Consider the following 14,070-nt stretch of genomic DNA (forward strand, 5'->3'; position numbering starts at 1 on the left):
AATACTACGTTCTATTTGTTATTAAGAGGCATTCCTTCGTATCAGCATCACATTTAAACTGTTCCGAAATAGTGCCTGTTACTGATTGCTTTTTAATTGGCGTAAAGATAATAGCACAGATGGTTTCTTCAAAAGATTCAATAACAACTGTCTTTTCCTTCTGTGAGGCCCTTACTTTTCGGTTCGTCAAATGATCTGCTACCTTTTGATGTCCTTCCATTCCCAGCGGTTGTATAACATCTCCCGCTTGCCAACTACGAATCGTTATTGGCCATTGTATTTTATCAGCATCCAAATACAAACCCTTTTTAAAACCAGGATCTATTTCTTCAATCAACTGAAGAGAAAAGTTTTTATTCCTGACTCTTCCGTCTGTTAGCGCATCCTTTTGTATAACAATAGGCTTGAAATCTTCCTTATCAGACCCAGTTAATACATAATAATCACGATCTCGGATAATAGAATAGCTAGGGGTGAACTCAACCCTTTTGCCTGTTTGCAAGGATACAAGGTTTTCTATCCTCTTTAAATTTTTCCGTGATACCTGTAAACTCGAATCTTTCTTCTTCAGGAGGAACAAAATTACTGCTTTCTGAAGTCCCAAAGCCAAGGAGTGGAAATCTTCTCGCTTAATTCCTTTGCTATTGGTGACTCTGTCAGCGATCCAGGCAATAGAATCTGAATAATTTTCTGCCTGCTCGCGTATTCGTAATACATTCTTCTTCCAGCCCGGGAAAAATTCTTCTAATTTTCTAAGCCATTCATTTCGAAGAAGGTTACGAGCAAAATCTGTATCTAAATTAGATGCATCAGTGCGAAAAGGTACACAGCGACTATTAGCATACTCCTCAATCTGCTTTCGGGAAAAATCCAATAATGGACGGAACAGCTTGCCATCCCACTTTCCCATACCAATCCAGCTGCCTAAACCGGCTCCGCGAAAAATCTTTTGTAAGATTGTTTCTACTTGGTCGTCTTCGTGATGAGCTACAGCAATGCCATCCGCATTATATTCGTGACACAACCCTTCAAATACCTGATATCGTAATTGACGTGCCCATTGTTGAAAATTCTCTCCCTCTGCATTTACCGGATCAACCTCGACAGTTTGGCAATCATATCCCCATTCAAAGGCCATCTGCTCAACCAGTTCAGCATCTTTATCAGATTCTTTGCCTCTCTTTTGATAATTGACATGAGCAACAAGCCCCTTAACCCCTAACCTTTTCAATATATAAAGCAAGCACATAGAGTCCACCCCACCGCTGACCGCTACGATAAAAAACGGAAGTTTGTCTTTATCAAAGTAACGTGCAATCTGGGTTTCAACCTTCTTTTCAATCAGTAATAAGTCGGATCTGTTCATAAGAAAATGATTCAATTCCACCGTCATGGTTTAGCATAAGAAGCTGGCCTTTTTCATTGATTCCCAGCATCTTGAAGGTATCCCCTAGTATCTCTCCATTAACCTGCAAGCCAACCCACTGACCATAACCTAAAATATTTCTGTTAATTCCTTTTATAAGAGCCCGGTGCTGACGCTGCCACAAGTTATATTTATACTCTATGCGACGAAGAAGCTGACTCAAAAACTGTTCTCGTTCAATCGTAGTATCAATTTCAAGTTTTACGGATGTAGCCTCATCAAGATCTGGCGGGAAAGAGGTCTGATTTACATTTATACCGATACCTATCACTAAACGATCCAGTTTATTACCGGCAAACATAGTTTCTGTAAGTAACCCGGCCACTTTTTTTTCATTTAGCAATACATCGTTAGGCCACTTAATACAAAGCTTGAAATCGTCGTCAAATTCTTCAAGCTGATCTACAATAGCTAATGCACAGGCTAATGTAAGCACATGAAAACGCTCTTTTGCCTGTGGTTTAAAAGCCAAAGAAAATGTTAAATTTTTCCTCGACTCTGATTCCCATTTACGTTCATACTGCCCACGCCCTTGGGTTTGATGATCTGTAAGACACAGCATGCCATGATCTACCTTGGAGTGTGGAAGTGACTTGAGGTAAGAATTTGTTGATTCCAGCTCTTCAACAAATAATGAACTTTGACCCATCCACTGTGTCGAAAGCTCTTTTTGAAAGTAAGAAATATCAAACTTAGTACTCAAAATTAGTTATGATAAGTACGTTATAGGTATTACGCTTCTGACAGTTTTCTTTTTAATAGATCAATTTTTGTCACAGGTGTAGGATCAATATTACCAAGCATAGCCAAATAGAAACTAGTCCAATCGGCCATCTGGACAAGTGAAACCATTCTACTGAGATGGTTAGGACCGCGCGAATTTATAATATGCAATGATGCAGTTTGATCTTCAATAAGTTCTTGCACTATATCCATTCTTCGCTGTACGCGGGGGCTATCACTTTTATCCTTTAGCATAATCACTGAAAGGCGTCCGGTCAGATGAACGACCTGTTCCCAACCCACAATTTCGTTGTGCGTCATTTCTGGTAATGTATTGCTATAAGCCAACGTTTTGGCATTCTGCTGAAACTGATTCTGCCACCAAAGGCTTACCGGCTGTAATGTTACGGCGTCAGAATAAAATATTGGTAAGGTATCCTTAATATCATGGGCCAGGTTTAGCGCTTCATTATCCTCGGGATTGGAATACAGCTCATTCTGATCCGACAAAAAATGCTGCGTCTCATTCAATATCTTCTCTCCTTCCTTTATCACATCTAAATACTGCATTATGCGATACAGGGGAATAAAAATATATCCTATGGCCGTACGTGATTCCATCCCCCCGGGCAGCTTAATATAATCGATATTTTCCTTGGCAGCTTTTAACATCAACTCACCGCCTGATGTAACTATTATTGATTGCGCCCCTTTATCACGTGCTGCTACCAAACCAGTCAGTGTTTCCTCTGTATTACCCGAAAAACTGCTGGCCACAACTAACGTATTTTCATCCACCCAACCTGGAATCTTGTAATGACGAGTTATTTCAATCGGATAAGGGCACTCCTCATAAAGGTATGCCTGAATCAACTCTCCCCCTGATGCTGATCCCCCCATCCCAACGAAACAGATTTTGTTAATACGCTCTTTATCAATAGTAAAATCAATGTCGGAAGTTAAATCTGTAGCTTCCTGCCATTGGTTGGGAAAGGTAACCAGCTTTTGCCACATATCTTGGCTATCTAGCGACTGGATATGCTTTTTATCCATATACTCTGAATATCTCTTTTTATATATTGTTCCAATTAGAAAATAAATCGTTTACTTGCTCAATCGTCTCGGTTTGTAAAACTTTATGGGTCAGTTCAGTCAGCTCTGATGATTTATGGGTACAAAGAGCCTTTTTTACAGCAGGCAATGCTGTTGCGTTCATACTCAGATCTTTAATTCCCATTCCCACCAAGCAACAAGCTGATACAGGGTCAGAAGCCAGCTCGCCACAAACGCTCAGAGGAACACCTTCTTTTTTTGCAGCCTGTGATACATTTTTAATAAGCTGCCAAATGGCCGGATGACGCTGATCATATAATGTAGAAATTCGTTCATTACCCCGATCTACTGCTAATAGATATTGAGTTAAATCATTGGTACCAATACTCATAAAATCAACATGTTGAGCAAACAGCGTTGCTTGCAATGCCACATTAGGCACTTCTACCATAATACCGAGCTGGATACTTTCGTCAACTTTTATACCGTCCTGGCGAAGTTTCTCCTGTGCAGAACCCAACAGAGTACGAACTTTATGAATATGCTCTAATGTTGAAACCATGGGTATTAAGATGCGAACCCGCCCTTTGAAATCAGCAGCTGCCTTGCAAATTGCTGTAAGTTGTTGCTCAAGTAAATCTTGTTGATCCAACAACATACGAATGCCACGCCATCCCAGAAAAGGATTTTGTTCTACACTGTTATTGTCAAGTATCTTATCGCCCCCGGCATCAAAAAGTCTAATAACTACAGGCTGAGGAGCAGTATCTGCTAATATTTTTGTATAAAATGATAATTGCTCTTCAACATCTTTGAAATTTTGTTTTCGCAAATAGATAGACTCTGTACGAAGTAACCCTACGCCCTCAGCGCAATATTTTTTTGCGGCTTCCAGTTCCTCAACAAATTCAATATTTGCTCGCAGTGAAAAAGAGACTCCATCTTTTGTTTTATTGGGACTTTGACATATATCTTTGGCTTCACTAATCACTTTACGGTACTTATCGATCTGTTCATGGTACTTTTTACGTGTCTTTTCGTCCGGTTTTACAATAACCTTTCCCAATCTCCCATCAACGATAAGTTGGGTATCGTCAGTAATGTGTGAGGTTCCTTCTTGGGTTCCCAACACTGTTGGTAACTCCATAGAACGAGCTATGATCGCAGCATGTGAGCTCACACCTCCTCTATCCATGACAATACCTTTCGCCCCTTGGTCGGCAAACCCAATAACCTCACGGGGGCTCAACTCGTTCGCAACAATTATAGCCCCATCAGCCACATCATGAAGATCATAGTTATGCAGAACCTGGATTAACCGATCCCTGATATCAGTAATATCTACTGAGCGGTCTTCAGCCTTATTTTGTTTGAGAATACGCAAGTAAGTTTCAAAAACGGAATCAACAGCGGCATCAGCTGTTAAATTTTTATCTATTATTTTTTGCTTGACCTGTTTATTCAGCTCAGGATCTTTAATAACCTCGATCTGCATACGAACAAGTTCAGCGGTACTCTCTTCATCCTGTTCATCTAAAATTTGGGTGAGTTCTTCTTCAACTTTTGTGCGCGCCTGCTGAAATTCATCCAGCTGGTGCTGGATCTGTCCATCAGACACAAATGCCTCTGATACTGACGGAAGACGACGCTTATAAATACTTGCATTACCAATAACAATGCCCGGTGCTCCCGGCACGCCAGACAAAATCATATCGCCGTCTTTTTTACTGTTCATCGTCTTCATACACTTCTCCAAAGCCACTGTCGATTAGTTCTATAATCGCTTCTAACGCTTCTTCCTCATCATCACCATCGACTTCGAGTTCGAGCTCAGCGCCTTTTTCTGCAGCCAGCGTCATAACGCCCAATATACTTTTCCCATTTACTTTATATCCATACATATGGATATAAAAGTCGGACTCATAATTTGAAGCCAATTTCACCATCGCCGCTGCAGGACGAGCATGCAGTCCGGCATCATTAACAATTGTAACTTTCTTTTTTATCATCCTGTAATATTGTGGTTTAGGGGCATAAGATGCCAATTATTGCCGTAACTATCCACAGTAGTTACTCTAAATATGCTACAGTATCGAGCCACTCCTACGCATTCAAAACATTTGTGAATGTTAGCTGCGACAATATTGTCAACTGTTCTGCTGATTTCTTAAATTGTTGCTCATTTTGAACCATGATATAAATATTTTTTACATGTCCGTAACGAAAGAAGATGTCAATTACGTTGCAGATCTAGCGCGTCTGGAACTAACAGAAGAGGAAACCGAATCATTAACGGGGGATATGAACCAGATTCTTGATCATATTGAAACCCTTGAAGAAGTTGACACCTCCGACGTTGAACCACTGGAGCATGTTATTGAACTTGAGTACCGACTTCGTGATGACAATGCGAAAGAGCCCCTATCACACGAAGATGCCCTTAAAAATGCGCCTGATGCCGACTCAGATTATTTCCGTGTGCCCCGCGTTATTGATTAACGGTCACTGTTCTCTATCCTAGAAGTTCTATTTGGCAACCGTTGAACTATCAATGGCAAAGTATAGTGTTCAAAAACACATTCATTTAATCATTTTCTACCTTGAGTAAACAAAAAGGGAAATACGATCTTAAAGAAGATTTTATCTCACGTCTATCCGAAAAAAAACAACATTGGATAGCCTTAGCCATCCTTTTTTTGTTGCCCCTCATCTTATACTCTGCCATCTTTTTAGGGGGCAAGCAATTTTTAGGGAATGATGTATTACAATGGCGCGCCGGCTCTGAATCTGTTGTTGAACATATTGAAGAACATAATGAACATCCCCTTTGGGCTACCAATATGTTTTCAGGCATGCCTTCCTATGTTGTTCATAACCCTTCATCACCATATAACGTTGATACTTTTATTAAAAAGATAGGAGGAGATACCCATCCCCTGCCCTATTTCTGGATATTGTTGGGTGGTGCCTACTGCTTTTTTGTGGTGATGGGCATGCGTCCTTTTTCATCAGCATTGGGGGCTACTCTTATTGGATTTACGACATATCTGCCCATCATTATTGAAGCTGGCCACTATAGCAAGTTTATCACCTTTGCATTTATACCCTGGATGTTTGTGGGGTACTATCTGATCTCCAGGTCTGATAAAAAATGGCTTGGATTCTTTACCTTTGCTCTTGCTGTAACACTGCTGTTGCGAGGAAACCATCCCCAGGTAACCTATTACTTTTTATACCTGTTAGGATTCTGGTGGATCTATGACAGCTGGCTCTTCTATCAAAAAGCGGAAATTAAAGACTGGCTCCAGCGAACAGGTATTGCCTTTGGCAGCGGGATATTAGCCATTCTCTGTAGTATCGACCTCTATTGGAGATTATTAGAGTATGCCCAATACAGTACCCGCGGCGGTTCAACACTCGATACCTCTCAGGCCGGGGGACTATCCCTTGAATATGCCTTTAGTTGGTCGCAGGGCGTGGGTGAACTTCTTACTTTAATAATTCCGGGTCTGTACGGTGGTTCTTCCGGTGAAGCCTACTGGGGACCAAAATCGTTCACCAGCGGCCCCCACTATTTTGGAGCTATAGCATTTGTTTTGGCCCTTATTGGACTCATCCATTATCGGAAAAAAATAAAGTATCTGTTTTTTGGGGTAGGATCGCTTACGATGCTTTTCTCACTGGGATACCATTTTCCGTTGCTCAATGAGTTTATGTTCAACTACATGCCATATTTCAATAAATTTCGAACTCCTGAAATGTGGCTTATTGTTACGGTATTTTGCTATTCAGTACTTGCTGTATTCGGCATTGAGGCATTAATTAGCCTTGCTAAAAATGCTAAAACATCTCTCAATGATCTATTGATTCCTTTGGGAGTTGCTATCGGCATCGGTGTTATATTTACCCTCGGGAGTAGTGCATTGCTTTCTTTTGAAAAGCCAGGAGAATTCAATCAGTATGCTCAGCAGTTAGCCCAACAGAATAATGTTTCACCCGACAATCAACGGGTTCAACAGGGCGTAAGCAACTATATTAATACCAAGCTCAAACCCAAACGTAAAGAAATTGCCAGTAATGATGCTACACGATATCTGATACTGGTACTTATTGCTGGTGGACTAATCGTGGCTTTTGTTCAACGAAAAATAAGCAAAGGCTATCTGTTGCTTGGCCTGCTGCTGCTTACTGCCTATGACATGCTTCGTATTGATGCTCGTTATGTGAACGAAAAACGAATGGTATCAGATACTTTTGATGCCGAGCGGATGATCCAACAGCGGCAACAGCCTGTGGATACCTTCATTTTGGAAAACATTAATAGCAATGAAGGTTATCCTTACCGCGTATTCCCCTTAATGCGAAACCCCTTCAATAATGCTATTCCCGCTTATTTTTACCCTACTATTGGTGGATATACCGGGGCGAAACTAGCTCACTACCAAGATATGGTTGATCAGTTACTCATGAAAGGACAATCGGGAATCAACCACCCCATACTGGATATGCTTAATGTAAAGTACGTAACGGCAAAACAACGCCTTCCTTTTAACGGTTATTCCGAAGTGTATAACGAAGAGGGACAGCGTGTTTATAGAAATGAGGACGTGCTTCCTAAAGCATTCTTTGTAGACTCAATAAAAACAGTCTCAACGCCACAGCAAGCTGTTGATCTGATGCAACCCACTACTGGTTTCAATCCTGCTTCAACAGCAATTGTAGAAACAAAAAACGCTGTTACAGCATCTGAGGATACTACATCATCTGTTGCTGTAACCTCTTACAAAGCCAATAGTATTGAGCTAAAGACTTCTACACAAGAGAAAGACTTCCTGGTTTTAAGTGAAGTCTTTTATCCAGCAGGATGGACAGCAACTATCGATGGCGAAGCTACTGAGATCTATAAAACGAATTTTATTCTTCGCGGGTTGGAGATTCCTGCTGGTAAACACACCATTAGGATGACATTTAAACCGGCCTCTAACGTTTGGGGAAGTCGTATTGCTTGGTTTGGACACATTATTCTGTGGATATCGGGGATTGGACTGCTTGTCTTCAACTTCGGTTGGATAGGAAGCAATAATGAACAGCAAGAAGACCAGAGTAGTAAAGAATAATAGTTTAACCTTTTTGGTATTTTTTCCTTACTTCATCAGCACTAAAGTAATCTTCTAACAGCTTGTAATCGCGACTGTAGTAATCTATAACTTTTTCCAGGGATTCTCTTGTTAAATCCTGGAGTGAATAGGAAGAACCACCCGATTTCTCTGATCTTAATTCAATGTTTGAATTATATTTCTGCAAACGCTCTTCAAGCTTTGATAACTCAGACAAGGTAAATATCTCATCGAGATAGGTCAGAGAATTTCCCAAAAACAGGTATTGTGGTCGCAGGTGATGTTCGAGACTGGTATTTATATTACTGTAGTCAATCAAATGATCTACGAAAAAATTAATATCGGGTATTACAGGCAACCCCCTCTTTTCTAATTCTTTTTGAGAACACTTCAGATCCTGTAAGTCAATAACTCTATTCCGATAGCAGGAAATAAATCGCTTTACAGGATCACGGACAACGGCAAAGATAATGTTTCTGCTATCAGCCTCCAGGCTCTTAACCCCTGTAAAGGCTTGTGGTCTTTTGTGGTAATAATCGTGAATATTTTGATATCCCCATTCACGATGCTCTTTGTAATTATACTCTTGGTCAAATTCCAGTTCATACAGCAAATGCTTAATTGAGGAACAGGCATTTTTCGGAATGGGAATATAAATCAGTTGATGCCCCGGCAGAACAATTTGATGGACTTGATAGCCAGGCATTCCTACCCGGCGTGCGCCATAATAGAAATACAGGCGTAGGTTATAAAAAAATGAATAAAAGGTCTTCTTTATCATAATTGAAAAAAAGCGTACTAAATTATCTCCTTATAAGGATAACCTATTCATATTAGGTGCCTTTGATAAAAAAGTTCTGTTTTTTACACTATTTTGTTTTAATTATTTCTAAGGTAATACAACTTTAAAAAACCATACTGTAGTAATTAAGAAAAAAATTGAAATATCGTTATTCTTGGTAATCTTCTTTTCTCTCCTTACCCAGCTTTTCACTATCAACAGATATAATGAACCTTATCCTGCCATTTTGTTACCAAGTGGGGAACAACTTTTTTTAAATAAAAAAAACTACAACTATACAAAGTATATTGTTGAAGTTATTAGTGATAATGGAGATAAAGAACTTATTAATACTGATAAATTATTAGAAACAGTACCTACCCATTACAGGGGGCGGATTATAAAAAATCGATTTGGATTCCCAAATATAAAAAAGGAAGAGAGATATAATATTAGAAAGGGACACTCATGGTTCAAAAAAAAACTTCAACCACTTACAACTTTTGACGAAGTTGATAAAATAATAATAAAGAAGCTTTTCTTATCACAGAACTTGAATAATCCCATCTCAGACACAACTGATATTCAAACTTACTTTATACTAAGTTTAAAGTAGAATGAATAAAAAAGTAAAAGATTGGTTTGATTATTTTTTACACAACGATTACGCAATTCCTCAAAAAGGATTGGCTTTATATAGAATAATATACTCAGCCTTCTTTCTTCTACTTGGTCTACCTGTTTTCTCATGGATTAACAAAAACCCAGATATTTTTTTTGATCCGCCTCAATACAGCATATCTGCATTATTTTCTTCCTTCCCTCCCGAATGGTTTTTTGTCTTTCTTGACCTTTCTATCTGTATTTTGTTTTTCGCCTTATTATTTGGCTATAAAACAAAGGTAGTTTCAATCTTACTAACTGTTCTTTTAATCATCGGTAATTCATTTCGGTACTCATTTGGTAAAATTGATCATAATATAATAGTTGTTCTAGTACCCTTCTTTATGAGTTTTTCGGGGTGGGGTAACACATTATCTTTGGACGCAAAATTAAATCCTCAGACCTCTCTTAATAACAAAGATGCCATCAGCTCAGGTTTGCCAATTACAATCCTTGCTCTGCTACTGGGGTTCGGTTTCTTCTCAGCGGGTTATCCTAAGCTATTCACTTGGATCGACTTCGATTTAACAACTCAAGGAGTTAAGAATTGGGTGTTAAGAGGATTTTATATCCTTGGGCGTGATGATTTCTTAATATCGTACTTTTCACAAATTAACTACCCATTATTTTGGGAAATTTTAGATATCATCGCTGTCCTCTTTGAACTAGGTTTTCTTATAGCTGTATTTAACAAAAAATATTTCAGGATTTTTGTTGGGATAGCTATTTTTTTCCATTTGAATAATCTTCTTATGCTTAATATTTCATTTACTTCTCATTTAATCATTTACCTTTTGTTTATAAACTGGAATTCACTTTTAAATAAGATTAATATTTCCTATATCTCAGAACAAATTACAATAAGGAAGCTATTATTGTCATCTGCTATTTATCTCAGTCTTTTGATAACCTTTTATCATTTCAACAGTAATATTACCCAGCTCCTAACCTTTTCTCCTGTAGCTATTTTACTTTCATCAATTGTTAATAACCCTTCAGTAATTATTAATTTTTCATTACTATTTTTCTCAGCAACTATAGTATTTATACTTGCTGCCAAAAAAGTTAAAATTACCTTTTTTAAAAATAATGTTTAAGAATTTAATGCACTTCCATACTAACATATGTTGAGGTAAATTCTCAGCTAATTACCTAATTTTACTCCCAGCCCAACCATTTGCCTGTAAAGATCTTTTTGAACTCTGCCCAATATCTAAACGCAGGTACCCAACTAATAAATTCTGAAATACTAAGTGACTTTCCCTGAGAGCGCCGAATATTATATAACTGGTACTTGCGCTGCGCCTTCGTCAAGTATTTTTTATGCTTCTTATAAAACTGGTAATACCCTTTTGACGAGGAATGACTTGTAATACGATCCTCTTGGTGATCCATGTGAATATTCTGTAACGGTTTTTGTACATTTTTAATTGGGCCATATACTCTACAAAGCCGCAACCAAAGGTCATAATCTTGTGCTGCTTCCAGTTCAGGGTCAAAGCCACCTACTTCAAGAATACGATCCCTGCGAGCCAATACTTGGTTTCCGACCTGATTTGTAAATTGCAATGTTTCCAGATCAATAATTTTGGCTTTATGCCAGACTGCCTCTCCCTTGGAATGGATCATCCTCGTATCTGAAGTAACGAACGCATATTTATCGCTATATGCATTCATCAAACATTGAATTCGATCTTGATGCCACTCGTCATCATCATCCAGACCGGCAACAAATTCTCCGGAAGCTTCTTCTATACCTTTATTTCTTGCACGACAAGCCCCAACAGAATCATCAAACTGTATATGCCTAATATTGCATTGACCTTTATACTCTTCAATAACATCTGCAGTATGATCTACAGACCCATCATTAACTACAATAATTTCCATATTTTCATAGGTCTGCACCAACACCGAGTCTATAGCTCGCGGCAACAGATCAGCCCTATTGTGGGTAGTAATAATAGCAGAAACCAACGGTAAAGAATCAGCCATTAACTTTATTAGGTTATAGAATCTAAAATTCGCATTCTTGCTCTAAAAAAATGTATTTTCATGTTTTCATTAATTAACTGGTACAATACAACCAATGAGCAGTAATCCAACAGTTTCTTTTATTATCTGTACGTACAACAGGCAAGAGTACCTTGATGACACCTTGGAATCATTAGTATCTGAGAAGTTCCCTCAAACGCAGATAGAACTGCTCATTGTTGACAACAACTCAAAAGATAATACCCCAGCTGTTGTTCAGAAATACCAGCAATTAACCGCTAAAGATGGTAAACCCATACGTTATATCAAAGAAAGGAATCAGGGGCTTTCGCACGCCCGAAATCGAGGTATTGCGGAATCAAAAGCACCGTATATCGTTTTTTTGGATGATGATATTCGGGCGACCTCTTCTTTAATACCTGCGTGGGTGTCATTTTTTGAATCCAATCCGGAGGCAGTAGCAGCAGGAGGTAAGATTCATGTGCAATTTGATGATCCCCGCCCCTCGTGGATGTCTCACTTTTTACTCCCCCTGTTAGGATATCACGATTTAGGAGACAGTCTAAAAACCTATCCAAAAACGAAATATCCTTTCGGTGGAAATATGGGCTTTAAAAAAAACATATTCGAACAGGTCGCTACATTCAATATCGAACTGGGTCGGAAAGGAGAATCGCTAAATGCCGGGGAAGAAAAAGAACTATTCCGCCGCATTCGAGAACAATCTAACGACATCTATTACCTGCCTGATGCCTTTTTGTATCACCGAGTTAATAAAAGCAGACTTACCGTTGACTACATTCGGAAACAGGCGTTGGGGCTTGGTAAAAGCATGCACCGCCGACTTAAACAAGCTTCGACAATCCAAAAAGCCCAAAATTGGTTCGCCGAGTTATTTAAACTAGCTGCATCATTCCCATTGGGCTTTGTTTACCTTATAAGCTTTCAACTCGACAAAGCAATCATGCTGTTCAAATTTCGCTGGTGGATCTGGAAAGGGTACAATCAATCTTCTTGAAGGGTATTATTGCAAATCTTTAACCCTCACTCTGAGATGGGTTTTGCCAACACAGCTTATTACTACGGGCGTATAAACTCCCTAAGAGGTAGTTACCCACAGCTTTTGCAAAAGTCTCAGTTAAGGCATTCCCCGTAGATCTGTGTAAGCTTTTGCCCTTGTTTTTTGGCATCAAATTGGGCCCTCATTCGTTTTGACGCTGCTTGCCCCATCTGCTTTCTTAAGCTTGGATCTTGATATAAAGACATAAGATGTGCTGCCAATCTCTTTGTATCTTTCTCTTCAGCCAACAAGCCCGTTTCTTTATCATCTACCACCTCCGGTATATCACCATGCTTACTGCCTATTATTGGAAGGCCTGTTGCTGCAGCTTCAATGGTCGTGACAGGAGCCCCTCCCTCGTTATCACCATTATCGGCTTCAATACTTGGTGCTAAAAAAAGATTATGTTTATAATATTCTTTTCGTAGCTGTTCCAATGGAATCATCCCAGCCAGATGAACGGTTTCTTCCAACCCATTTTTTGTGATAAAATTCAGAATCTCCTGTTTTACGCTTTCAGAATCAGAAGTATCACTACTATCACCAATAAGTGTTACTGTGCCCTTCCCTCCTTCTTTCCGAAATCTCAGAAACGCTTTTAATCCATAGATAAATCCTTTTTTCTCGACAAACCGTCCAGCCATGAGTATTTTCAACTCTTGTTCTTGAGAGTATTTTGTACGGACTTCATAGTTATCTAAATCAACTCCCAGATGTTGAACAGTAATTTTTTTCGAAGGACATCCAAGATGTTCTATCTTTTCTTTCATTGCCGGTCCTTCTACCAAGAAACGGTCTCCCTTGTCGAATAATCGGCGGTACTTCTTTTTCCATTTGGGTTTTTCGCGGGGTAAAGAGGAGGCATCATACCCATAAAAGGTCGTCACTAATGGAACCTTTAGCCGATCTGCCAAACCTACGCTATAGTACCCCATTGGACCAAAGTGAGCATGGATAAGATCAACCTCCCTTTTTTTAGCTTGCCGGTAAAAACTGGGATAATACCCTATAATTCTTTTGATAAGGCTGTCCATCTGCCGAATTCCAAATAGCAATTCCTCGTCCCGAGAATAGAGTTCAGGAATCCAATCAACCATATCCAGATTTTTACTGAAGTTTGTTAAAACCAAACTGTCTACATCCACCTGATTTTTTAACTGGGTATAGATCCAATTCTCACTTTGTTTAAAAAAGATATGCGAGGTATGACATACCAGAGTACTTGCCAGAGAGGACTCACTCATAACTTGAA

Annotated in this window: 13 protein-coding genes; 5 read left to right on the forward strand and 8 right to left on the reverse strand. The window is 39.2% G+C overall.

Annotation, left to right across the window (positions count from 1 at the left end):
- Positions 1-4: 4 nt before the first annotated feature.
- Genes tilS through FCN14_RS14950 form a run of 5 tightly spaced genes read right to left on the reverse strand, consistent with a single transcriptional unit; the run spans position 5 to position 5,211 of the window.
- On the reverse strand, positions 5-1,366 hold the full coding sequence (gene tilS, locus FCN14_RS14930; protein ID WP_171032961.1) for a tRNA lysidine(34) synthetase TilS: 1,362 nt from the start codon (positions 1,364-1,366) through the stop codon (positions 5-7).
- Entirely contained in the window at positions 1,338-2,129 is a 792-nt protein-coding gene (locus FCN14_RS14935; RefSeq protein WP_138432107.1) for a biotin--[acetyl-CoA-carboxylase] ligase, read from the reverse strand. Before FCN14_RS14935 ends, tilS begins: the two co-directional genes overlap by 29 nt.
- A gap of 29 nt (positions 2,130-2,158) precedes the next feature.
- A complete protein-coding gene (locus FCN14_RS14940; RefSeq protein WP_138432108.1) occupies positions 2,159-3,202 on the reverse strand; it encodes a bifunctional phosphoglucose/phosphomannose isomerase in 1,044 nt (347 codons plus the stop codon).
- Between the two features lie 19 nt (positions 3,203-3,221).
- Positions 3,222-4,946 carry a phosphoenolpyruvate--protein phosphotransferase gene (gene ptsP / locus FCN14_RS14945; RefSeq protein ID WP_138432109.1) on the reverse strand — a complete coding sequence of 575 codons (1,725 nt, stop codon included), beginning with the start codon at positions 4,944-4,946 and terminating at the stop codon, positions 3,222-3,224.
- Complete coding sequence (locus tag FCN14_RS14950; RefSeq protein ID WP_138432110.1) at positions 4,927-5,211, reverse strand: HPr family phosphocarrier protein; 285 nt, start codon at positions 5,209-5,211, stop codon at positions 4,927-4,929. The genes ptsP and FCN14_RS14950 overlap by 20 nt, the downstream gene beginning before the upstream one ends.
- Before the next feature lie 202 nt (positions 5,212-5,413).
- On the opposite strand from FCN14_RS14950, the gene gatC reads away from it, so the two are divergent.
- Both gatC and FCN14_RS14960 read left to right on the forward strand, forming a co-directional pair.
- Positions 5,414-5,701: an Asp-tRNA(Asn)/Glu-tRNA(Gln) amidotransferase subunit GatC gene (gene gatC / locus FCN14_RS14955; RefSeq protein WP_138432111.1), complete on the forward strand. Its 288-nt coding sequence runs from the start codon at positions 5,414-5,416 to the stop codon at positions 5,699-5,701.
- 101 nt (positions 5,702-5,802) lie between these two features.
- On the forward strand, positions 5,803-8,319 hold the full coding sequence (locus tag FCN14_RS14960) for a YfhO family protein (RefSeq protein ID WP_138432112.1): 2,517 nt from the start codon (positions 5,803-5,805) through the stop codon (positions 8,317-8,319).
- A 4-nt stretch (positions 8,320-8,323) separates the two neighbouring features.
- Here FCN14_RS14960 and FCN14_RS14965 read toward each other — a convergent pair whose 3' ends face one another.
- Positions 8,324-9,100, reverse strand: a complete 777-nt coding sequence (locus tag FCN14_RS14965; RefSeq protein ID WP_138432113.1) for a sulfotransferase family 2 domain-containing protein — start codon at positions 9,098-9,100, stop codon at positions 8,324-8,326.
- 247 nt (positions 9,101-9,347) lie between these two features.
- On the opposite strand from FCN14_RS14965, the gene FCN14_RS14970 reads away from it, so the two are divergent.
- Both FCN14_RS14970 and FCN14_RS14975 read left to right on the forward strand, forming a co-directional pair.
- Positions 9,348-9,716 carry a hypothetical protein gene (locus FCN14_RS14970; protein WP_138432114.1) on the forward strand — a complete coding sequence of 123 codons (369 nt, stop codon included), beginning with the start codon at positions 9,348-9,350 and terminating at the stop codon, positions 9,714-9,716.
- Between the two features lies 1 nt (position 9,717).
- Positions 9,718-10,860: a hypothetical protein gene (locus FCN14_RS14975; RefSeq protein WP_138432115.1), complete on the forward strand. Its 1,143-nt coding sequence runs from the start codon at positions 9,718-9,720 to the stop codon at positions 10,858-10,860.
- A 61-nt stretch (positions 10,861-10,921) separates the two neighbouring features.
- On the opposite strand, the gene FCN14_RS14980 is transcribed toward FCN14_RS14975, so the two are convergent.
- Complete coding sequence (locus FCN14_RS14980; protein WP_138432116.1) at positions 10,922-11,758, reverse strand: glycosyltransferase; 837 nt, start codon at positions 11,756-11,758, stop codon at positions 10,922-10,924.
- 94 nt (positions 11,759-11,852) lie between these two features.
- Between FCN14_RS14980 and FCN14_RS14985 the strand changes: the two genes are divergently transcribed.
- Entirely contained in the window at positions 11,853-12,776 is a 924-nt protein-coding gene (locus tag FCN14_RS14985) for a glycosyltransferase (protein WP_138432117.1), read from the forward strand.
- Positions 12,777-12,892: 116 nt separating this feature from the next.
- Here FCN14_RS14985 and FCN14_RS14990 read toward each other — a convergent pair whose 3' ends face one another.
- Positions 12,893-14,062 (reverse strand): glycosyltransferase, encoded by a 1,170-nt coding sequence (locus FCN14_RS14990; RefSeq protein WP_138432118.1) that lies wholly within the window; start codon positions 14,060-14,062, stop codon positions 12,893-12,895.
- Positions 14,063-14,070 lie beyond the last annotated feature (8 nt).

Origin of the sequence: Fodinibius saliphilus, assembly GCF_005869845.1 — a bacterium.
GTDB lineage: Bacteria > Bacteroidota > Rhodothermia > Balneolales > Balneolaceae > Fodinibius > Fodinibius saliphilus.

What these genes read in the sequence shown, in the direction of transcription:
- tilS (WP_171032961.1), bottom strand. Translation starts at nt 1,366, where the DNA reads ATGAACAGATCCGACTTATTACTGATTGAAAAGAAGGTTGAAACCCAG.
- FCN14_RS14940 (WP_138432108.1), bottom strand. Translation starts at nt 3,202, where the DNA reads ATGGATAAAAAGCATATCCAGTCGCTAGATAGCCAAGATATGTGGCAA.
- ptsP (WP_138432109.1), bottom strand. Translation starts at nt 4,946, where the DNA reads ATGAAGACGATGAACAGTAAAAAAGACGGCGATATGATTTTGTCTGGC.
- FCN14_RS14950 (WP_138432110.1), bottom strand. Translation starts at nt 5,211, where the DNA reads ATGATAAAAAAGAAAGTTACAATTGTTAATGATGCCGGACTGCATGCT.
- gatC (WP_138432111.1), top strand. Translation starts at nt 5,414, where the DNA reads ATGTCCGTAACGAAAGAAGATGTCAATTACGTTGCAGATCTAGCGCGT.
- FCN14_RS14965 (WP_138432113.1), bottom strand. Translation starts at nt 9,100, where the DNA reads ATGATAAAGAAGACCTTTTATTCATTTTTTTATAACCTACGCCTGTAT.
- FCN14_RS14975 (WP_138432115.1), top strand. Translation starts at nt 9,718, where the DNA reads ATGAATAAAAAAGTAAAAGATTGGTTTGATTATTTTTTACACAACGAT.
- FCN14_RS14980 (WP_138432116.1), bottom strand. Translation starts at nt 11,758, where the DNA reads ATGGCTGATTCTTTACCGTTGGTTTCTGCTATTATTACTACCCACAAT.
- FCN14_RS14985 (WP_138432117.1), top strand. Translation starts at nt 11,853, where the DNA reads ATGAGCAGTAATCCAACAGTTTCTTTTATTATCTGTACGTACAACAGG.
- FCN14_RS14990 (WP_138432118.1), bottom strand. Translation starts at nt 14,062, where the DNA reads ATGAGTGAGTCCTCTCTGGCAAGTACTCTGGTATGTCATACCTCGCAT.